The organism is Actinotignum inguinis (assembly GCF_051265835.1).
Taxonomy (GTDB): Bacteria; Actinomycetota; Actinomycetes; order Actinomycetales; family Actinomycetaceae; genus Actinotignum; species Actinotignum timonense.
In genome coordinates this window covers 22,902-43,220 of record NZ_JBOZDP010000013.1, presented here as the reverse complement: position 1 = coordinate 43,220, position 20,319 = coordinate 22,902, and the positions used below count along the sequence as shown (strand labels likewise).

14 protein-coding genes and 1 CRISPR repeat array are annotated in these 20,319 nt (G+C 61.1%); of the genes, 7 read left to right on the top strand and 7 right to left on the bottom strand.

What is annotated here, in order from left to right; all coding sequences use genetic code 11:
* The first annotated feature begins 34 nt into the window (after positions 1-34).
* The 3 genes from ACRQFC_RS07020 (at position 35) to ACRQFC_RS07010 (ending at position 2,766) form a co-directional block, all read left to right on the top strand.
* Entirely contained in the window at positions 35-850 is an 816-nt protein-coding gene (locus ACRQFC_RS07020) for a DsbA family protein (RefSeq protein WP_284897367.1), read from the top strand.
* Positions 851-983: 133 nt separating this feature from the next.
* Positions 984-1,250 carry an ACT domain-containing protein gene (locus ACRQFC_RS07015; protein WP_284897366.1) on the top strand — a complete coding sequence of 89 codons (267 nt, stop codon included), beginning with the start codon at positions 984-986 and terminating at the stop codon, positions 1,248-1,250.
* A 148-nt stretch (positions 1,251-1,398) separates the two neighbouring features.
* A complete protein-coding gene (locus tag ACRQFC_RS07010) occupies positions 1,399-2,766 on the top strand; it encodes a PFL family protein (protein WP_284897364.1) in 1,368 nt (455 codons plus the stop codon).
* 23 nt (positions 2,767-2,789) lie between these two features.
* Here ACRQFC_RS07010 and ACRQFC_RS07005 read toward each other — a convergent pair whose 3' ends face one another.
* Positions 2,790-3,971 carry a thiolase family protein gene (locus ACRQFC_RS07005; protein ID WP_087071098.1) on the bottom strand — a complete coding sequence of 394 codons (1,182 nt, stop codon included), beginning with the start codon at positions 3,969-3,971 and terminating at the stop codon, positions 2,790-2,792.
* A gap of 176 nt (positions 3,972-4,147) precedes the next feature.
* Between ACRQFC_RS07005 and ACRQFC_RS07000 the strand changes: the two genes are divergently transcribed.
* Together ACRQFC_RS07000 and ACRQFC_RS06995 are read left to right on the top strand one after the other, a co-directional pair.
* Positions 4,148-5,218: a 3-isopropylmalate dehydrogenase gene (locus ACRQFC_RS07000; protein WP_284897362.1), complete on the top strand. Its 1,071-nt coding sequence runs from the start codon at positions 4,148-4,150 to the stop codon at positions 5,216-5,218.
* A gap of 30 nt (positions 5,219-5,248) precedes the next feature.
* Positions 5,249-6,391, top strand: a complete 1,143-nt coding sequence (locus ACRQFC_RS06995) for a branched-chain amino acid aminotransferase (protein WP_284897360.1) — start codon at positions 5,249-5,251, stop codon at positions 6,389-6,391.
* Positions 6,392-6,530: 139 nt separating this feature from the next.
* Here the strand turns inward: ACRQFC_RS06995 and ACRQFC_RS06990 are convergent, their stop codons facing one another.
* The gene (locus tag ACRQFC_RS06990; RefSeq protein ID WP_284897358.1) at positions 6,531-7,511 is read right to left on the bottom strand and encodes a diacylglycerol/lipid kinase family protein; all 981 of its coding nucleotides are present in this window, start codon (positions 7,509-7,511) and stop codon (positions 6,531-6,533) included.
* Positions 7,512-7,669: 158 nt separating this feature from the next.
* Between ACRQFC_RS06990 and ACRQFC_RS06985 the strand changes: the two genes are divergently transcribed.
* Both ACRQFC_RS06985 and ACRQFC_RS06980 read left to right on the top strand, forming a co-directional pair.
* Entirely contained in the window at positions 7,670-8,659 is a 990-nt protein-coding gene (locus ACRQFC_RS06985) for an aldo/keto reductase (RefSeq protein WP_284897356.1), read from the top strand.
* Positions 8,660-9,033: 374 nt separating this feature from the next.
* The gene (locus ACRQFC_RS06980; protein WP_284897355.1) at positions 9,034-9,348 is read left to right on the top strand and encodes a hypothetical protein; all 315 of its coding nucleotides are present in this window, start codon (positions 9,034-9,036) and stop codon (positions 9,346-9,348) included.
* Between the two features lie 222 nt (positions 9,349-9,570).
* Here the strand turns inward: ACRQFC_RS06980 and ACRQFC_RS06975 are convergent, their stop codons facing one another.
* The 5 genes from ACRQFC_RS06975 to cas6e all read right to left on the bottom strand — a co-directional run bounded on the left by ACRQFC_RS06975 (position 9,571) and on the right by cas6e (position 20,025).
* Positions 9,571-9,816 (bottom strand): helix-turn-helix domain-containing protein, encoded by a 246-nt coding sequence (locus ACRQFC_RS06975; RefSeq protein ID WP_284897353.1) that lies wholly within the window; start codon positions 9,814-9,816, stop codon positions 9,571-9,573.
* Positions 9,817-9,867: 51 nt separating this feature from the next.
* A CRISPR array of direct repeats spans positions 9,868-15,143; the repeat unit is 29 nt; unit sequence GGAATTACCCCCGCTTGCGCGGGGAACAG.
* 132 nt (positions 15,144-15,275) lie between these two features.
* Complete coding sequence (cas2e, locus tag ACRQFC_RS06970; protein ID WP_284897108.1) at positions 15,276-15,752, bottom strand: type I-E CRISPR-associated endoribonuclease Cas2e; 477 nt, start codon at positions 15,750-15,752, stop codon at positions 15,276-15,278.
* A 9-nt stretch (positions 15,753-15,761) separates the two neighbouring features.
* Entirely contained in the window at positions 15,762-16,706 is a 945-nt protein-coding gene (gene cas1e / locus ACRQFC_RS06965) for a type I-E CRISPR-associated endonuclease Cas1e (RefSeq protein ID WP_284897106.1), read from the bottom strand.
* 2 nt (positions 16,707-16,708) lie between these two features.
* The gene (cas3, locus tag ACRQFC_RS06960) at positions 16,709-19,405 is read right to left on the bottom strand and encodes a CRISPR-associated helicase Cas3' (RefSeq protein ID WP_284897104.1); all 2,697 of its coding nucleotides are present in this window, start codon (positions 19,403-19,405) and stop codon (positions 16,709-16,711) included.
* Complete coding sequence (cas6e, locus tag ACRQFC_RS06955; protein WP_435731067.1) at positions 19,402-20,025, bottom strand: type I-E CRISPR-associated protein Cas6/Cse3/CasE; 624 nt, start codon at positions 20,023-20,025, stop codon at positions 19,402-19,404. The genes cas3 and cas6e overlap by 4 nt, the downstream gene beginning before the upstream one ends.
* Positions 20,026-20,319: the final 294 nt, after the last annotated feature.

Sequence of the window (20,319 nt, the reverse complement as noted above, 5' to 3'; positions counted from 1 at the left end):
CATGAGTTCAGTTCTGTTGGGAGAAAGGCCGCAGATGCGTCGTCGTTCCGCTTTCGCTTTCCTCGGGGTACTGGCCTTCGGCCTTGCTGCCTGCACCGATACTTCGGACGCACCGGGGGTGAAACCTACCGTGGCCGCCACCACAGATAGTACGACGGCGCCCAGCGGGCCCACCGCCAGCGCGACTCCGAGCGCGACTAAAGAACCCGCTCATCTGGTGCCCATCCAGCGCGGCGCCAATGTGGTGACGGAGAAAATCCCGGCGCCCCTCGATCAATGGGGCGGCATTCCCATCGGGGCGGACGGGGTGGCCGGAAGCGTTAACGAAGGCAAGCCGGTGGTGCGGGTGTACTCCGATTACTGGTGTCCCTGGTGCAATGACCTGGTGCGCGACCACGGCGAAGAACTCATCCAGATGGCTAAAGACGGGAAGATCACCCTGGTCTACCACCCGAATATGCGCTTCGAGGAATCGCCCTACAGCGTCAAGGGGGAGCAGGCCGAAGTGTGGTTCGCGGTCAACGCCCCGGATAAATACCTCGATTTCCACGAGCTGCTCTATAAAGAAGGCTCCATCCCGGTGGTCAAGCACGTGGATCGTGCCCAGCGCCAGCAGCCCGATCCGGCTCTGATTGAAGAATTTGCCACCCGGGTGGGCCTGGATGCGGCGCAGCTGGAAAGCTTGCGCACCACGCTGGCGGGGGATGAGTACCTCCCTCTCCTCAAGCAGCTGCGCGAACAATTCCTCGCGGACGGCATGAAGTACATTCCCGCCGTCGTTATTGACGAGAAACTGGTGAGCGACCCGAATAACGGCAACCTGGACCAATTCCTCGCGCCGCTGAAGTAAGTGGGGCGATAGCGAGCGGTTGGTGTGCGGCGGGCGCGGCGCTGCCCAGTTGTAGCGCGGCGCTAAGCGCACGGTCGCGCGCGGGGCGAAGCGGGCGAAAAAACTGTCGTAGCGGCGTGGCACAATAGAGGCCATGAAAGCCATCATGACTGTGACCGGAGTGGACCGCACCGGAATTATTGCGGCCGTCTCCGCTGAACTCGCCCGCCTCGGGGTAAATATCATCAACGTGACGCAGACCCTCATGGATGAGTACTTCACCATGATCCTCGAAGTGGCGCTCCCGGAGGGTAGCTCCATCACCCAAGTGCAGCAGGCCATGGCGGAGTTGGGCTCCGCGGAAGCACTCGAAATTCACGTGCAGGCGGATTCCATTTTCCGCGCCATGCATCGCGTCTAGGGTCGGCCGATGTAGCGTCCGGTCCGATGCCTATTTCCGGCCGGCGCGCACGGGAACTACGCACAGAAGCGAGAACACGCACAATAGCACGCACGGGAATACGCACGCCAACGTGCATGGGAACGCGCACAGGAACGGGAGAATACCTATGTATGCCAGCAGTGAGCCCACTGCCCACAACATTCTGGAAACCCTCGCGATGATTCGCGAGGACCGCCTCGATATCCGCACCGTCACCATGGGAATTTCCCTGCTCGACTGCGCGGATTCTGATGGCGAGCGCGCTCGCGAACGGGCCCGCGCCCGCATTATGGAGCGGGCCGCGCGCCTGGTGCCGGTGGCCCAGGAAATCGAAGCGGAATTGGGCATTCCCATTATTAATAAGCGCATTTCCGTGACCCCGATTGCTATGGTGGCCGCGGCAAGTGGGGAAAAGGATCTCACCCCGTGGGCGGTTATGCTCGATGAATGCGCCCGGGACATCGGCGTGGATTTCGTGGGTGGGTTCTCCGCACTGGTGGAAAAAGGCATGACGCGGGCGGACGAGGCGCTCATCGATTCGATTCCCGCCGCGCTGGCCGCCACCTCGGTGGTGTGCTCCTCCGTTAATATCGGGACTTCGCGCGCCGGAATTAATATGAGCGCGGTGGCGCGCATGGGGGAGACCATTTGCGAACTCGCCGCCCGCACGGATAAGGGTTCCGGGGCTGCTCGGCTAGTCGTTTTTGCTAATTCGGTGGGGGATAACCCCTTCATGGCCGGGGCTTTCCACGGGGTGGAAATGCCCGATTGCGTGGTGTCTGTGGGGGTATCCGGGCCGGGCGTTATTACCCGGGCGATTACGGCTGCGGAAGGTGCTTCCTTCGATGAACTCGCGGAAGAAATCAAGCGCAGTGCTTTCAAGATCACCCGCATGGGGGAGCTGGTGGGGCAGCTGGCCGCCCAGCGCCTCGGGGTGCCCTTCGGTGTTGTCGATCTTTCTTTGGCTCCCACCCCGGAAGTGGGAGATTCGGTGGCGCGGGCCCTGGAAGCCATGGGCCTGGAACGCGTGGGCGCCCACGGCACCACCGCGGCCCTCGCCCTCCTCAATGACGCGGTGAAGAAGGGTGGACTCATGGCCTGCTCGCACGTGGGCGGGCTCTCCGGTTCCTTCATCCCGGTCTCCGAGGACGAAGGCATGATCGAAGCCGCGCGGCTCGGCGCCATTAGCCTAGCCAAACTCGAAGCCATGACCGCGATTTGCTCGGTGGGCCTGGATATGATCGCGGTGCCCGGGGATACCCCGGCCGCGACCATCGCCGGCATGATCGCTGACGAAGCCGCCATCGGCATCATGAACTCCAAGACCACCGCCGTGCGAGTCATCCCCGCAACAGGATTGAGCGAAGGCGATACCGTGGAATTCGGCGGGCTGCTTGGCAGTGCGCCGGTCATGCCGGTCAGCCCCTATTCCAGCGCGGCCTTCATCGCCCGCGGGGGCACCATCCCGGCGCCGGTACACGCATTCAAGAATTAGGCGGCGGTTGCGGCGGGGCGCCGCTAGCGGGCGCGAATAATCGCGGCGATGCCCTGCCCGCCGCCGATACACAGCGTCACAAGCGAATGCTCAATCCCGCGTTCGCGCTGGTTGAGGAGGGCACGCAGCGAAATAATCGCTCCCGAGGCCCCCACCGGATGACCCAGCGCAATCGCTCCGCCCAGCGGATTAACGATCTCTGGATCCAACTCCGCATCACGAATCACCGCAATCGCCTGGGAGGCAAAAGCCTCATTAAGCTCCACCCAACCAATATCCGCCCGGCTCAAGCCGGTGCGCTCCAGCACCTTCTCAATAGCCAAACGCGGGGCATAACCCATATACTCCGGCTCCACGCCGACGGTCGCCACATCCACCAGCTCACCCAGAATATCCACACCCGCCGCAATCGCATCCTCTTCCCGCATGAGGACAAGCATGGCTGCGCCGTCGTTAATCCCAGAAGAATTACCGGCCGTCACGGTGCCGTGCGCGGCAAAAACGGGGCGCAGGTGACTGAGCGTTTCAACGGTCACGCCCGTGCGTGGATACTCTTCAGCAACGACGACGCGCTCAGTTGGCTTCCCGGCATCAATCGTGAAAGGGACCTTTTCCTTATCAAAAGCCCTGGATGCGATGGCAGCCTGGGCGCGGGCCTGGGATTGGGCCGCAAAAGCATCCTGCTCGGCGCGCGAAATACCGAATTTTTCCGCCACCCGCTCCGCCGTCCAGCCCATCGGCCGGCCCGAGAACGGATCAGAAATCAGCGAAAATGTGCCATCCACGTGCTCGGGCCCATCGAGGTGGCCGGCCCGCGAAAAATCCATCACCGGCTGGCGCGTCATATTTTCCGCACCGCCGGCCATGACGATGCGCGCGTCCCCCGAGCGCAGGGCGCTCGCGCCGCTAGCCAACGCCTGCACCCCGGAGCCGCACACCCGATTGACAGTCAGGGCAGTGGAGGAGGCGCGTGCCCCGGCGGTGAGCGCGATACGGCGGGAAATATAGGCATCGGCACCGGTCTGACCCACGCACCCCACCACGAAATCATCCACATCCGCCATCGGGATACCGGCCCGCTCCGCCGCCGCGCGCGCCGCCGCCGCACCCAATTCATGCGCGGGAGTAGTCGCGTAATAGCCGCGGAACTTCCCCGTGGGGATGCGAGCACCGCCAACAATGACGATAGTTGAATCGAACGCCATAACCTTGCCTCCAGAGATTCAAGAATTCAATTCTACGAGGAGAGCGGCGCCGGCTCCAGGAGACGTACCTAACCTCCCGAAAGAACGCATCTTCGCGTCGCCACGCCGCGCGCGGGCGTCTCGCAGAGTGAGATATTTGGTCTCACTAGGTGGACGGATCTCGTATACTCATCCACATGCGCGCCTCTATTAATCTCGCCGTTATTGCCGGGGATGGCATCGGTCCGGAAATTGTGCCCGAAGGCCTGAAAGTGCTACGCGCCGCGCTGGCGGAAAGCGGCACGGAACTAAGCGTGACTCCCTATAGTATCGGGGCGCAACGCTACCTGGATACCGGGGAAACCCTGAGCGCCACGGATCTAGAGGCGCTGGCCGGGCATGATGCGCTGCTGCTCGGGGCTATCGGGGATCCGCGGGTGCCCGCGGGAATCCTCGAGCGGGAGATTTTGCTGCGGCTGCGCTTCGCCTTCGACCACTACGTTAATTTGCGGCCCAGTGTGCTCTATCCCGGGGTTCCCACCCCGCTGGCGGAACCGGGAAATATTGACCTGGTGGTGGTGCGCGAAGGGACCGAAGGGCTGTACTCGGGCAACGGGGGCAGTGTTCACCGTGGCATGCCCACCGAAGTGGCAACGGAAGTATCTGTCAACACCGCTCACGGAACTGAGCGCTTGGTGCGCTATGCTTTCGAGCTGGCCGCCTCCCGGCCTCGCCGCCACCTCACCCTCGTCCACAAAACCAATGTGCTCGTGCACGCGGGCGGACTCTGGCAGCGCACTGTTGATCGCCTCGCCGCGGAGTACCCGGATGTCAACGTTGATTACTGCAATGTGGATGCCGCCACGATTTACCTGGTGACCGACCCGCAGCGTTTCGACGTTATCGTGACGGATAATCTGTTTGGCGATATTCTGACCGACGAAGCCGGGGCGGTAAGCGGGGGAGTGGGGCTTGCGGCGTCGGGCAATATTAACCCTGAAGGAGATTTCCCCTCCATGTTCGAACCGATCCACGGTTCGGCACCGGATATTGCGGGGACCGGGAAAGCCGATCCGACGGCGACCATTGCCTCCGTGGCGCTGATGCTGCGCCACCTCGGGCTCGCCGGGCCGGCCGCGCGTATTGAGGCGGCTATCCGGGGGGATATGGAAGCACGCGCCGAGGCCTCGGCGCGCGGTGTGCCATTGCGCCGCACAACCACCCAGATCGGGGATGCTATTCTCGCCGCTATGGAAGATAACCGCTAAGGATCACCACCAAGAAAGAAGGACTCAGGTATGAGCGTTCCGATGACTCCGGAAGAAATGGAAGCTGCCGCTACCACCCCCGCGCCGGCGGATAGCCTCGCGGGGCGGTTCGCTGTGCATCCGAATGAGCACCCGGCCAGCGAAGAGGAGGTCAGCCAGGTCCTGGCCAGCCCCGGTTTCGGCCGCTACTTCACCGATCATATGGCGCGGGCAACCTGGACCGCGGAAAAGGGCTGGCATAACCACGCCATCGTGCCCTACGGGCCGCTCAGCCTGGACCCGGCCGGCGCGGTGCTCCACTACGGTCAGGAAGTTTTTGAGGGCCTGAAAGCCTACCGGCATGCGGATGGATCGCTGTGGCTATTCCGCCCCACCTACAACGGGGCGCGCCTGAACTTCTCCGGGCATCGGCTCGCTATACCGGAGCTACCTGTGGATGATTTCGTGGCCTCGCTGGTGGATCTGGTGCGCCAGGACCGGCGCTGGGTTCCGGGAGCGGCGGGTGAATCGCTGTACCTGCGGCCCTTCATTTTCGCTTCGGAAGCTTTCCTCGGGGTGCGGGCGGCCGCGGCCTACGAGTACATCGTGCTCGCCTCGCCGGCCGGGGCGTATTTCTCCAACGGTTTCCAGCCCATCAAGGTGTGGGTGGAGCCCGATTACCACCGTGCCGGCCCCGGCGGCATGGGCGCGGCGAAGACCGGCGGGAACTACGCGGCCTCGCTGCTGCCCAAGGTCACCGCGGGCGCTGCCGGCTACGATGAGGTTCTTTTCCTCGACGCCGCAACCGCTACGAACCTTGATGAGCTGGGCGGGATGAACGTCTTCGTGGTTTACGCCGACGGCAGCGTGGCCACCCCGAAACTTACCGGTAATATCTTGCCTGGTAATACCCGTTCGTGCATTATGCAGCTGCTGCGCCGCGCCGGGGTGGAGGTACGCGAAGATACCCTCGCTTTGCGCGATGTGGTGAGCGGAATTCAGGACGGTAGCGTGGCGGAAATGTTCGCCTGCGGGACCGCGGCCGTGGTGACTGCCATTGGCCAGCTCACCGGGGAAGACTTCAGCGTCGAGCTGCCTACCCACACCGTGGCCCAGCGGATTTATGAGGAGCTGACCGGAATCCAAAACGGTACTCGCGAAGATCCCTTCGGGTGGATGTACCGGATCGCTTAGCGGGGCTGGGCTGAGTTGCGCTGCGTGCGTGGGGCTGGTTGAACTACTACGCGCGCGTGGCCGAGTTGAGCTACGCGCGCGACGCTGGCCTAGCTGACGATCCGTATCTGGGTCGCTACGCGCGTGGGGCCGAGTTGAGCTACGCGCGCGGCGGCGGAACAAGGAAACAGCCGGCACCGGCGGCCACCGTTACGCTGAGCGGGGTGGGGAAGAGGTCTTCGCCGTCGACCGCGGGAATAAGACCGGGCATCTCCAGGCGAACACTGTTGACCTGAATCTGGGTGACGATATCGCGCAGTTTGGAGAAATCTCCGGTGTAGATATTGCGGAGGTTGCGGGCCGCGGTGCGGCGCGATACCGGGCCGACGACGGTGAGGGCCAGCTTGCCATCACGCGGATCCGCATGCGAGCACATCCGGATCCCACCTCCATAACTGCGGGTATTACCCACCGCGCAGAGGGTAGCTTCCAGAGTGAAGGGTTCGCCGCCGTCGATACTCAAGGTGAGCGGGGTGGTGCGCATGGCCGCCACTTCGGCAAGAACCGCGAGGAAATAGGCGGCCGAGCCACCCGGCCACCTGATTTGTTTGGCGCGAGCATTAATGCGGGTATCGATCCCAGCTGCGAGAATCGAGGCGAAATAGCGGCGCTCGGGTTGGGAAACACCGTTTACTTCGCGAATGGCCAGGCCCAGGTCGGTGATCACTGTATACCCGGATGCGATGGTGCGGGCGGCCCCGGCGACGTCGAGCGGAATACCAAGCCCGCGCGCAATATCGTTCCCTGTTCCGCCAGCAACCAAGCCGAGCGGCTTGCCGGTGCCGGCCTGCTCCTGCACGATGAGATTCGCCAGTCCGTCCCCACCGCAGGCAACCAACGCGTCGATATTGGGATCGGCTAGTGCTAATCTGGCATTCTTGCGAGTTTCCGCGACGGTGGTGGCGTAGTGCCCTACCACGTCAACGTTGTGTTTGAGCAGCTCGGCGGTCATATGGGCAGCTAGAGAAGTAGCGCGGCCCTTTCCCGCGGTCGGGTTAGTGAGGAGGACGACGCGCCGGATCTGGCGCGGTTCCTCCGGATAGCCGTTGTGCTGGTGCTGCTGCGCCGCAGAATCTTGCATAGTGGCAAGCCCTCTTTCCCTCGGTGGTGGTGGCGCGCTCCGAGCCTCATAATTCCCTGCAGGGCCGCGCCTGAAAACACCGCTCACAGGTGAGCACTGTTCCCTCATCGTAACCGAGCTGCCGAACGGACGCGGCCGGTGTCCGCTAGGCTGGCGGTATGACAATGACGTATCGCCCGGTAGGGAAGTCCGGCCTGATGGTATCCGCCGTCGGCATCGGTGGTAATAATTTTGGCCGCGCCCACACGCGAACCGAAACGCAAGAAGGCACGAATGCCGTCGTGCGGGCCGCGCTTGAAGAGGGAATCACCACCTTCGACCTTGCCGACGTGTACGGCAAAGAGCCCGGACTTTCGGAAATTATGTTCGGAACGGCGTTGCGGGAAGCGGGTGAGCTGGCCCGCGGCGTCGTCGTGATAACAAAATTTGGTATGGATATGCAGGGGCGCAACGGTGCGGATTACGGGGCGCGCGGTTCGCGGCGCTACGTGACGCGGGCCTTGGAGGCATCGTTGCGCCGGCTCGGCGTGGAGGCGATTGACCTGTATTTTTATCACACGCCGGATGGTGTGACGCCGCCCGAGGAGACGCTCGAGGCGCTGTCGGATGCGGTGCGGGCGGGCAAAATTCGGTATTACGCGACGTCGAACCACGCCGGGTGGCAGCTTGCCGATGCCTCGCATCTGGCGGCTGCGCGCGGGTTGGTGGGGCCGATTGCGACAGAGTCGCATTACAACTTGATTGATCGGCGCGCGGAACTCGAGGTGGTGCCGGCCGCGCAGCGCTTTGGCCTGGGCATTTTCCCGTACTTCCCGCTGGCGAACGGGTTGCTGACAGGCAAGTATCGGCGCGGTGCGGCTCCGGAAGGTTCGCGGATTGCGCACTCGAAGGCGGCGCTGCTGGAGTCCACGGACTGGGATCAGATTGAGGCTTTTGTTGCGTTCGCGCAGGCGCGCGGCTTGACGCCGGTGCAGGTGGCGATGTCGTGGTTGGCCGCGCGGCCGTGCGTGGCGTCCGTTATTGCCGGTGCGACGACGCCGCAGCAAGTCCGCCAGAATGCAGCCTCCCTGGTGTGGGAACCGAGCAGTGCGGACCTCGCTGAGCTCGATGCGATCTTCCCGCCGCCGGAGAAGGTGGCGTTGTTCTAGGGACTGTGGGGTGGCCGTCTGGTTTGGAAGAGTGGCAGAACTTCTCATGTGTGTTGGTTTTCCAGATTCGCCTCCACCGACTAGGCTCGTAGCGAGCGGTTTTCCACGCCGAGGCGTGGGTATTTCTGGGTCTAGTGTTTTGCTTAGGCAGGCCGCTTTCCCCGCGTGAGCGGGGGTAACAGTACCTCTGTTTTGCGTCATTGCTTTTATGTCTAGCTTTGCATTAGCGGAAGGGTTTATTATATAAACGGGTCAAGAGTATTGGTACTGTACTTTATTTCTGGTAGTCTCGTTTCATCTCAAAGAAAAGGGAGTGTGGGAAAGTGAACTGACCGAGGGTTTCTTCCTTTTGAGTAGATAAGGACATCTGGATTATGCCGAAGAAATTTGATCAGGAAGCTAAGGCCCGTGTTATTCATCTTGTCGAGGATCAGGTTCGTGCCGAGGGTATGTCTTTACAAGATGCTTGCAAGGCTGTGGCACCCAAATTTGATGTTTCGTGGCACACAGCCCGCCGATGGGTTCAGCAAGCCCGTAAGGACGGGCCGGTCAGGTGGGTGGAAGAAGACGTGCTTGCGGAGAACATGCGTCTACGCCGGGAGAACCAAGAACTACGCGACGTCAACGAACTCCTGAAAGCCGCTTCGAGCTTTTTCGCATGTCAGGCAGGCCACCCACATCAGAAATAATCGGGGCCATTGGCAAGTCGACGGTTGACGGTGTGATTGTGAATTAATCATAGGTGTGCTGTTTGGGGAGTTTCCATGACAATCACGGCACACTGGTTAAACCTGTTTCACTCTCGAAATCCACGAGAAAATGCTTTGGAATACGCTTGCCTGAAACGTGGTTATATAGGCGCTTACGCTATCAGTTTCTGACTTAGTAGTCACCAGATGCACTTGCATCAGTCATTCCGGTTTAACGCGTTCTTGATAATTTTCCCGCTTGCGCAGGGAAGGGTTACTGTCGCTTACGTGAGGTGGCGCGGGCCACTGCATGAGCGCGGCGAGGTCATCAGCGACGCCGGGCGGGATAGGATCACGTCCGGATTCCCAGGCGCGCAGGGTGCGGGGTGAGACGCCGAGGGCCGCGGCGCATTGCTTTACTGATAGGTGCAGGCGGCGCCGGCTAGCGGCGAAAGTGTCTTTATCCATGGTTCAATGCTACTTATATACGGTGATAGGGCGCCGTAGCGCCCTATCAATGGAATCCCCCCCGCTTGCGCGGGGAAGAGGGTAAGAATCTGCCCGGAACGTACGTTTTTGTGGAATTACTCCCGCTTGCGCGGGGAACAGAAAACTTTGGGCTGGTAGGCGGTCACCTCGCGGGAATTACCCCCGCTTGCGCGGGGAAGAGAGACACCGCCGGGGTGGTCTTAGGCCATGTAGGGAATTACCCCCGCTTGCGCGGGGAAGAGTCTCAGAATCCCCCTCGGAGATACACCTCGATAGGAATTACCCCCGCTTGCGCGGGGAAGAGGCGCGGGCGATAGCATCCTGCGCGGCCTTCTGGGAATTACCCCCGCTTGCGCGGGGAAGAGGCCTCGGCGGCGATATCCTCGAGTTCGCCCTCGGAATTACCCCCGCTTGCGCGGGGAAGAGACCGCGCAACTAGGCGCCCCCGTCGTCCAAATGGAATTACCCCCGCTTGCGCGGGGAAGAGCGTAAGTGCAGACCGGGGCGGTTCCCGTCGATGGAATTACCCCCGCTTGCGCGGGGAAGAGCTTTGCTTATGCCGGGTGGTGACACTATCACGGGAATTACCCCCGCTTGCGCGGGGAAGAGTCTTCGCGTGATTTCATTTCCGGGATGTGAAGGGAATTACCCCCGCTTGCGCGGGGAAGAGACCGTGTCCCCTATTTCCAGACCGAGGGGAAAGGAATTACCCCCGCTTGCGTGGGGAAGAGCCAAGCGTGGGTATGTCACTTGGGTTTGGAGCGGAATTACCCCCGCTTGCGCGGGGAAGAGGAAGCGGGCTTTGTGCAGTCCACGGCATCGCAGGAATTACCCCCGCTTGCGCGGGGAAGAGATTCGATCAATTTGAATCTGGATTCCCAGCTTAGAATTACCCCCGCTTGCGCGGGGAAGAGGCATACATGGTTTATCCAATCGCGAAAGTAAGGGAATTACCCCCGCTTGCGCGGGGAAGAGTACATACCGCTGAGTTGTCTTTGTGCTCGCATGGAATTACCCCCGCTTGCGCGGGGAAGAGGTTCCTGGTGGTGTATCGCTACGTATCGCTATGGAATTACCCCCGCTTGCGCGGGGAAGAGTGATCGCGCGGTCAACCATTTTCCCGGTCATCGGAATTACCCCCGCTTGCGCGGGGAAGAGCCCTCTTGCAAGCCCTCAAACAAGATAACCGCGGAATTACCCCCGCTTGCGCGGGGAAGAGAGTGCCCTCGCTGGACTACCGCCCCCCTGCCGGAATTACCCCCGCTTGCGCGGGGAACAGAGCTCATGCCCTGGCAGCAACAGGTGGCTAATGGAATTACCCCCGCTTGCGCGGGGAACAGGGATAACATCCGGTATCAGGCCGGCCTTGATGGGAATTACCCCCGCTTGCGCGGGGAACAGGCAAAGAGTTGCCGTTTACCCATTTCGATACGGGAATTACCCCCGCTTGCGCGGGGAACAGGTGCCTTAACGGTGGTTTTCCATAGGGTTTTAGGAATTACCCCCGCTTGCGCGGGGAACAGAGCTTGACTAGAACGCTTGCCGCGTGCCACCCGGAATTACCCCCGCTTGCGCGGGGAACAGCGGCGCTGGTCTGGATAGCCCGGCCGCGTGGTGGAATTACCCCCGCTTGCGCGGGGAACAGCTCCCCACGCACCGCGCAGCAAGCTACGTATAGGAATTACCCCCGCTTGCGCGGGGAACAGATAATCCGCTTTTGCTTGGGCTGGAGTGGCAGGGAATTACCCCCGCTTGCGCGGGGAACAGGTCAAGACACGCGGGTATTTCCCTCCGATAATGGAATTACCCCCGCTTGCGCGGGGAACAGTTATCCTTTCCAATCCATGCCGCGATGGTCACGGAATTACCCCCGCTTGCGCGGGGAACAGGCTGGTAGATCGCCCCATCCGCACGCTCGATGGGAATTACCCCCGCTTGCGCGGGGAACAGTCCTTCTCCAGCTCATCGACCCGCATCACCATGGAATTACCCCCGCTTGCGCGGGGAACAGCCTTGCCGCCGCCCTCGAGCGTGATCTTGACTGGAATTACCCCCGCTTGCGCGGGGAACAGGCATCCATCACGCGGTACAGCCCCCGCCCCGGGGAATTACCCCCGCTTGCGCGGGGAACAGGCGAACCGTCATCCACAAAAGCCATAAAATCCGGAATTACCCCCGCTTGCGCGGGGAACAGTCACCGTGTCCGCGCCGTTTTCCTTAATCTGTGGAATTACCCCCGCTTGCGCGGGGAACAGCAATGCAACTTGACGGGTGGCACGCGGCAAGCGGAATTACCCCCGCTTGCGCGGGGAACAGGTATTTTTCTGCCCAGATGATGAATTCTTCACGGAATTACCCCCGCTTGCGCGGGGAACAGATATTTTTCACTTGCTTTTCCGTATTTGAGGAGGAATTACCCCCGCTTGCGCGGGGAACAGGGTCGGTAGAAGAAATCGCGTTGTCCACCCCCGGAATTACCCCCGCTTGCGCGGGGAACAGTAGCCGATATCCTCAGGGACGCCGGTCTCAGTGGAATTACCCCCGCTTGCGCGGGGAACAGGCGATAAACCCGCTGGTGGGTGGCCTGGGCGCGGAATTACCCCCGCTTGCGCGGGGAACAGATGACTCAAGCTTACGGGTGCCCCGTAAGCCCGGAATTACCCCCGCTTGCGCGGGGAACAGATCGCGCTAGCTGCGTCGCCGTGCTTTTCGATGGAATTACCCCCGCTTGCGCGGGGAACAGACGATAAGCGGCCACCTAGCGCTAGTATGCCGGGAATTACCCCCGCTTGCGCGGGGAACAGTGATGCCAACTACCGACGCATATAAACGCCTAGGAATTACCCCCGCTTGCGCGGGGAACAGGTTTTCACGCGGCTTGCCACCATGCGCGAAGAGGAATTACCCCCGCTTGCGCGGGGAACAGTTTCCCCGGCGCGTACTGCCTCTTTCTCAGCCGGAATTACCCCCGCTTGCGCGGGGAACAGTGATAAAAGAAATCCCGCGCCGCCCGCCGCTGGGAATTACCCCCGCTTGCGCGGGGAACAGTGATAAAAGAAATCCCGCGCCGCCCGCCGCTGGGAATTACCCCCGCTTGCGCGGGGAACAGAGCAGGTGTAGACGGGCTTCTTGAATAATCCAGGAATTACCCCCGCTTGCGCGGGGAACAGAAACTGTGTGGTTTCCCAGTATTCGCGTGCGTGGAATTACCCCCGCTTGCGCGGGGAACAGGGGAGCTGAGCGTGCAGCGCTCTGAAGATATCGGAATTACCCCCGCTTGCGCGGGGAACAGCTTCGGCAACCCCGCCTTCTGTGCTGCGCGGCGGAATTACCCCCGCTTGCGCGGGGAACAGCTGAGCAGGACACGCTAGCGCATAAAACGCAAGGAATTACCCCCGCTTGCGCGGGGAACAGCTTCGGCAACCCCGCCTTCTGTGCTGCGCGGCGGAATTACCCCCGCTTGCGCGGGGAACAGCTGAGCAGGACACGCTAGCGCATAAAACGCAAGGAATTACCCCCGCTTGCGCGGGGAACAGTCCCGGCTATAAGTCCAGGTGCTACGGCCCTCGGAATTACCCCCGCTTGCGCGGGGAACAGCCAGATTAGCGATCACCTGGGTGTTTATCTGCGGAATTACCCCCGCTTGCGCGGGGAACAGTCCCACTCAGCCCACACCCGGACTACGAACCAAGAATTACCCCCGCTTGCGCGGGGAACAGTGTGTCTCTTTTCGCTGATCCGGCTGGGGTATGGAATTACCCCCGCTTGCGCGGGGAACAGCGACCGCCTGCACAGCATCGAGAGCCTTATGGGGAATTACCCCCGCTTGCGCGGGGAACAGGGGGGCGGTGTGGTACGGCGCCGTCCATAACCGGAATTACCCCCGCTTGCGCGGGGAACAGTTTACCTGGGTTATTCCCTAGGAGTAATGGGAGGAATTACCCCCGCTTGCGCGGGGAACAGACTACGTTGATGTTCCCGTGCCCGCGCGCCACGGAATTACCCCCGCTTGCGCGGGGAACAGGCGTCGGGTGCGTTTAGGCGTGCTTCTTTGGCGGAATTACCCCCGCTTGCGCGGGGAACAGGGGTCGGGGATGCCTTTGACTTGGAGGGCGAGGGAATTACCCCCGCTTGCGCGGGGAACAGGGCATCGAGGCAGAAGCGGGCGGCACGGCCATGGAATTACCCCCGCTTGCGCGGGGAACAGTTTTTCGGCAGGTCATAGGAATGCGTAAATAGGGAATTACCCCCGCTTGCGCGGGGAACAGGTTTTCACGCGGCTTGCCACAATGCGCGAAGAGGAATTACCCCCGCTTGCGCGGGGAACAGTTTCCCCGGCGCGTACTGCCTCTTTCTCAGCCGGAATTACCCCCGCTTGCGCGGGGAACAGGGGTTGTCTCTAGCGGGAACTCGTACCACATGGGAATTACCCCCGCTTGCGCGGGGAACAGATCGCTAATCAGCTCATCCATCGATTCGACCCGGAATTACCCCCGCTTGCGCGGGGAACAGTCAGTTAGTTATTAGGCGTTGTAAACATCCACGGAATTACCCCCGCTTGCGCGGGGAACAGGTGATATGAGTGACCGCGCGGCTGCCGCGGTAGGAATTACCCCCGCTTGCGCGGGGAACAGAGCCACGTGGTATAAGGGGATTCCTTTACCATGGAATTACCCCCGCTTGCGCGGGGAACAGGCGCTTCAAGCCCCTGAGCGCGTACCCGGCTTGGAATTACCCCCGCTTGCGCGGGGAACAGCAACGCCGCTTCGTAATCCACAATAAAAATATGGAATTACCCCCGCTTGCGCGGGGAACAGTCTCAAATACCACGGCCGGCCGCGACGCCCTCGGAATTACCCCCGCTTGCGCGGGGAACAGGACCGTGAGCGTCATTTTCTCCTCCTGAACTGGGAATTACCCCCGCTTGCGCGGGGAACAGGCGACTTCCACGGTTTTCACGCGCTTGAGAATGGAATTACCCCCGCTTGCGCGGGGAACAGTTCTAACGCCGCGTAGTATTTTACTACGTAGTGGAATTACCCCCGCTTGCGCGGGGAACAGCAACGCACCGATTCCACGCTCTACGCCGAGCTGGAATTACCCCCGCTTGCGCGGGGAACAGCCTCTTCATTCTTAGGAAGATTCCCCTTGGGGGGGAATTACCCCCGCTTGCGCGGGGAACAGCTAGCGCGGAGCAGCCGCACTGGACGGGCAAGGGAATTACCCCCGCTTGCGCGGGGAACAGAGCTTCGCATCGCGCGGGGCGGGGCCTTTCCAGGAATTACCCCCGCTTGCGCGGGGAACAGACTGCCTGACCTGGTTATTTATCGGCGGCGGACCCGGAAATCGCAATGGAACAGAGTTCCAGATTTGCGGCTCGCCGGGAGATATGCCGGTGCGCCGGATGCAACAACCACGTCAGTTCCCACCTCTCAAATTTAGCTTATTTCGGCATGCCTATCTTTATCGCACGCAGGGTCGTGCTCCCGATCATCCCGTTTGACTATAGTGACCGTGCGCTTGCGGACCCGGCTCCTCCGTTCGCGATGAATCGGCGTAGCGCTACCCGAATCCGGAGAGCTGAGCGAAGCACCTGGAAGATCGACGTCATCTGCTTCCGTACCAACTGCATCCTCCGCACCCATCCCGATAACCAACATGCCGTCCAGATCAAGGACTGGGCGACTGCCGGTTCCCGTGCTACGCAGAGCGAAGCCTTGCTCACGAGCGGCGTCGTTATAAATAAGAGTGAGGCTGCCGGAACCCGCAGCGGACACCGCGCTTTGCCACAAATTGTCCCGCACTCGCGCGGAAACAACGCCCACGTACAATCCGGTGGTCACCTCGGAAAGAAACCTGCTCAAGTATCCGCGCAGGTGATCCGGTATGGCGACCGCATTAACAACAACGAACATTCCGGTCTCCTATCCGTACTGGATATGGCCGGAAACTTCGACGTTATTTCCGGAGATAAGCCGGTCGTCGTCGCGTGCGGGGAGAAAAGGCTGGAGGATGTCCATGATGGTGGCGAGCATATCGGGAAGAATCCGGTGGTTCACGATAGCTCTCCGCACGGCTTTGCGGACCGCCGTCATGGGGTCATCTTCGCGCGCCGCCGCGAACACCAGAGGAATCGTTACGCTCGGTTTATACAGATCTGCGAGATCAAAAAGTAAGGAACGCGCGTCGCCGCGGTGAATAATCCCCAGCGCCGGGTTGATTCCCAGCGCCGCACACACGGAAGCTGCGCACCCGTAGAGGATTGAGTTCGCTAAGTTGAGGCCGGCATTGACCGGGTCGTCCGAGGAAGTATCACGCGTGAAGCTCCCGGTTCCATATTTTGCCGCCATCGTGCGGTAGGTATTGCGCATGAGCTGCCCCTCCAGCCCGCGCATCGTTGCAATAGAACTACCAGGCGCATTCTCCACACCCAGCTGCTTTTTGTAGAGCACCAGCGCAGCTTCGCGCTGCCGGGCTTCGTTACTCACCAACCGAGCTTGCGCAATGGCCCACCGCGCGCTCGAGGTCAGCGGCGTGGCGTGGGTATAGAGCGGTACTCCGCCCCCACCCGTAACGAGGACGGTGGTTCCGGCGCGGGCACAGGAAGTGAGCGCCGCGCTCGAAATCGAGGTACCGGGCCCCAAAGTAAGCACTGCTAACCCGGCGACGGGGAGTTGGATTGCCCGGGCGCGGGTTCCTTCCAGGGATCCGTTCTTTCCTTCCCGGCCAGCGTCATAAGCCACCACGCCCGTGCGCGATTGGCGAATCTGCACGTATTCGAGATAGAGGAAGGACACCCGGTCCTCGAGACGCACCTGCTCGCTCGCCTTGATAGTGCGGAAGGCCAGAGCCTCATCTGAGTAAGCCATGTTCACTCCTTCCCGGTGGCGGGCTGTGCGGACGTGCCGGAGCAAGTGGGATCCGGAATGCTACCCGGCACAACGAGCCCGATGAGCGGGTCGTAATGAGCTGCGCCGTCGTTCAAAACGTGGTAGCGGCAGAGTAGCGACGGCGCATTTTCAAGCGGTGTCGCATCCGTAAACAGTGTTTTCGCACGACCAGTGACGGTGACCGGAACGGACGCACGCAAAGCGCGGCGTATGCCTTCACGGTCACTGCCGCGCAGCTTCCCCAAATCTTCAGGATCCCCGGTCCACGCGCCGGGGATAATATCCGGATCGCCGCATACAATCAGGCGGGTAGTTTCGACTTCGATAAGTCTGGTTGAACGCTCATCCCCGAGGTTTTTATCACGCTGCGTCATGGCAGCGAAAGATTTCACCTGGGAGCCTTCGCTCAGGCACTCCTTCATATCGTACGTAGCGTTCCGGGCGCGAATTGCTGCTAGCGATTTCTTCGCGAATTCATTGAGTTCATCGGGCTTATCTTCCTCGATATCCGCCAGCAGCAGGGTGCCAGTATCTACAAATTCCTGGCAATCCTCCGGGATTCGGATGACGTTGTGCTCCTTGAGCCATTTCTCCACGCGCGCCAGTTCGCTGGCCAGGTACGGTAGCTGTTGCCCCTCGCTGCCATTAATAGCGACGACGGACACTCGCGGCCCGCTCAGTCCCGGCACTCGAGTGGAGCGGTTAGGATCGGCGGAACGCCACAGGCGCCCGGCACGCTGAATGAGGGATGCGGCCGGGCATAGCTCAGTGCGGAGCAGGTCGAGGTCGATGTCCAGCGATGCTTCGATTGCTTGGGTTCCGATAACCGTGAGCGCGGCGCCCGCGCTGCCCGATCCGATTTCGCGTTCGAGGAGTTCAGCGTTACGACGACGATGCTCAGCTGTCATGCGGGAATGGAGGATAACAACGTTGACCTCGGCGGCGAGGGCTCGGGTGAGCTCCTGAGCGCGCGCAACCGTATTGCAGATGACTCCGATGCGGGCCTGGGGGTAACGCCGGCGCTGTTCGCGCACCCAATCGCGGTGGGAGGTGGTGAGCTGGCAGTACTTTTCGGTACTGCGTTCAATTGTGAGGGTGCGGGGCGGGCCGTCGGGGCAAATACTCCGCAGCTGAGTTCCGTTGGTGTCCAGGTTTTCCAGGAGGGGGAAGTGCGCTTCGCCTTCCGGGGGCTGGCCAGTGTAGGACTTGACGTAAGTGGCGCGTTGATCGCTGGCGAGGGTGGCGGAAAGGAAGGTGACCCGGGTGTTCGTGGCGCGCAGCCAGAGCAGAAGGTTGCTGAGCAGGCCGCTCTGGTACTGATCGAGCGTATGAACCTCATCCACAACAACGTGGGCATTGGCTAAGGCGAGGAGCCGCAGGTGGGTCCATTTTGCCGGTAGGGCGCCCAGGAGTGCCTGGTCCACAGTGCCGACGCATACGGGTGCCAGGAGGCGGGAGCTTCCCGAGCGAACGAAGTCGGTGGGGAAAAGGCCAGCCGTGTTAGCTCCATGCGCTGTAGATGTGGTTCTGCTGGCACGTGGGCTATCAACGGAGTTTTCCCCCATGGTGACCGGTTGATTATAAAAATCCTCGGTGGAGGCGAGGGAATGCGCGAGCGAAGCCACATTGGGAGTAGCTGCGTAGTAGCGCTGGATACGCCGCATGAGCGCATTCGAGGTGGCTTGGGTGGGAAGCAGGAAAATAAGGCGTTCGTTTGCGGTGGCGTGCCGGAGTAGGGCCGCTTCGGTTTTGCCCACGCCGGTGGGCGCCATAACATTCCACAGTCCGCCACCTACCCGGGTGGCTTCTTCCTGGAGTGGGCGCGGCGTGCGGTTGCCGAGAATTGCCCGTTGACTTTGCTCAGCGGATTCCCAGCCGTGATAGACACCAACGGTTTCTTCGATGCGAGCGCGAGCGCGGGCACGGCACGTGGTAATCCACCCGGCTGGATCATCAAGGGTGAGTTTGCCGGCCGCGAGGAGTTCCTGCTGAGCGGCCACCCATTCGGTTCCCGAAGCAATGCGGTCGGCTAGCACGGTGAGGCCGGAAAGCAGGATTGTTGCGGCTGGCGAAATCTCGGCAGGAAGATCAGCCCGGGTTATGCCGATGCCTTCTTCGAAGCAGGAGAGAAGATCATCGGCCAGGGCGAGCCAGCCGGTGCTTTCCATATCTTCGAAAAGGTAGTCGGTCTCTTCAGTGTTCCAGGATGGGGTCTCAAAGCGGCCGTGATGCCCGAGTGCGGAGAGGAATCTCCACGATGGCGCTGCGTATGCGTCCGGATTGATCTTCGTCCCATGAAGCAGGAGCGCTGACATTTTCTGGTGGTGGCGGATATCGGGAGCGTAATCCTCACAGAAGTTTCGAGACCACTCGGAAATGTCACCAAGTTGCGGTTCGTTAGTACGGAGTGCAGTCCGAATCTCATCCCACTGCGGTCCCTTTTGGGTTTGCTGGTACTGGAATACCGGACAGGCTTTTCCAATGTCATGCGATCCGGCCACCCATTCCACCACTTCCCGTTTCCCCGCCGGTCCGAGAACTTTGCGCAGACCGGGCCTCAGCCAAGCCTCATAGAGGACTCCGGCAGTAGTTGCGGTATCCAGCAAGTGGGCAAGAAGTGGGTAGGACGTTTCCGTACCGCGCTGCTTGGCCCATATGCTGGGGTGTGTGCGCGTCACGATAGTGCCTGGATGGAGAGGAGTCCGCAGCCGTAGCTTTTTGCACGTCCAACCCCGTTGGTTTGGGCTGTGAGTAGTGCTCCACTATCTCCCACGGTGGCAACTCCGTTGATCGTATCAATCTGGACGGCACGTTGTTTATCTTTTCCCGAACCGGTGGTGAGAACTTCGCGCCGCGCGTCAATGATCTCTGTATTCGTGAGGGCAGGGGATAGTTTTGCGCTCAGCCATTCAGAGAGACTTGGGATTCCAGGGGCAGGTTCCTCCCCGTCGAGCGGGATTGACCGAGTTCCCCCGGTTCCAATGCGTTGAATCGCATTGATAGCGATCCGGAACGAAACTGGAGTTCCAGCTGGGAGTTCCTTGAGTTCAACCTCTTTCGTCGCGGCCTCATGGGGGAGGTTGAGTTGCGGCACCGGCTCGCGGGATTGGATAAGGAAGAATGGGGCATCTCCGGGAACGTGATCCAAGCGGAAAAGAATCCCCATCTCCGCCCGGGGGTGTTCCGCGTTGGTCTGTGGGAAGAGCGCCATGATCGCGCGGTGGCGTACTTGCGGGTCCTTCAGTGTCCATCCGCGCTCTGGCTTGTGCAGGGCAACGCGTGAAAGAAGGGTGTGCACCGGTACTTTTGTTAGAAAGATCGGCTGAGGTTCCGATGTGTGTTGATCTGCCATATTCGTCTCCGTCGACTAGGCTCTTAGCGAGCGGTTTCCACGGCTAGCGTGGGTATTTCAGGGTCTAATGGATTGCCTAGATAGGCCGCTTTCCCCGCGAAAGCGGGGGTAACAGCGTTTTCGAGGCTGGGTTTCTCCCTTATCTTGAGTTTCATATTAGCGGGGAGAAACGTAATTGTAAAGACGGGTCAAATGGATTGACAAAGCTTTCTGCTCTTGTTAGTCTCATTCCATCTCAAA

Excerpts from the sequence above, each read along its gene's own strand:
- ACRQFC_RS07020 (WP_284897367.1), top strand. The coding sequence starts at position 35 with ATGCGTCGTCGTTCCGCTTTCGCTTTCCTCGGGGTACTGGCCTTCGGC.
- ACRQFC_RS07015 (WP_284897366.1), top strand. The coding sequence starts at position 984 with ATGAAAGCCATCATGACTGTGACCGGAGTGGACCGCACCGGAATTATT.
- ACRQFC_RS07010 (WP_284897364.1), top strand. The coding sequence starts at position 1,399 with ATGTATGCCAGCAGTGAGCCCACTGCCCACAACATTCTGGAAACCCTC.
- ACRQFC_RS07005 (WP_087071098.1), bottom strand. The coding sequence starts at position 3,971 with ATGGCGTTCGATTCAACTATCGTCATTGTTGGCGGTGCTCGCATCCCC.
- ACRQFC_RS07000 (WP_284897362.1), top strand. The coding sequence starts at position 4,148 with ATGCGCGCCTCTATTAATCTCGCCGTTATTGCCGGGGATGGCATCGGT.
- ACRQFC_RS06995 (WP_284897360.1), top strand. The coding sequence starts at position 5,249 with ATGAGCGTTCCGATGACTCCGGAAGAAATGGAAGCTGCCGCTACCACC.
- ACRQFC_RS06990 (WP_284897358.1), bottom strand. The coding sequence starts at position 7,511 with ATGCAAGATTCTGCGGCGCAGCAGCACCAGCACAACGGCTATCCGGAG.
- ACRQFC_RS06985 (WP_284897356.1), top strand. The coding sequence starts at position 7,670 with ATGACAATGACGTATCGCCCGGTAGGGAAGTCCGGCCTGATGGTATCC.
- ACRQFC_RS06980 (WP_284897355.1), top strand. The coding sequence starts at position 9,034 with ATGCCGAAGAAATTTGATCAGGAAGCTAAGGCCCGTGTTATTCATCTT.
- ACRQFC_RS06975 (WP_284897353.1), bottom strand. The coding sequence starts at position 9,816 with ATGGATAAAGACACTTTCGCCGCTAGCCGGCGCCGCCTGCACCTATCA.
- cas2e (WP_284897108.1), bottom strand. The coding sequence starts at position 15,752 with ATGTTCGTTGTTGTTAATGCGGTCGCCATACCGGATCACCTGCGCGGA.
- cas1e (WP_284897106.1), bottom strand. The coding sequence starts at position 16,706 with ATGGCTTACTCAGATGAGGCTCTGGCCTTCCGCACTATCAAGGCGAGC.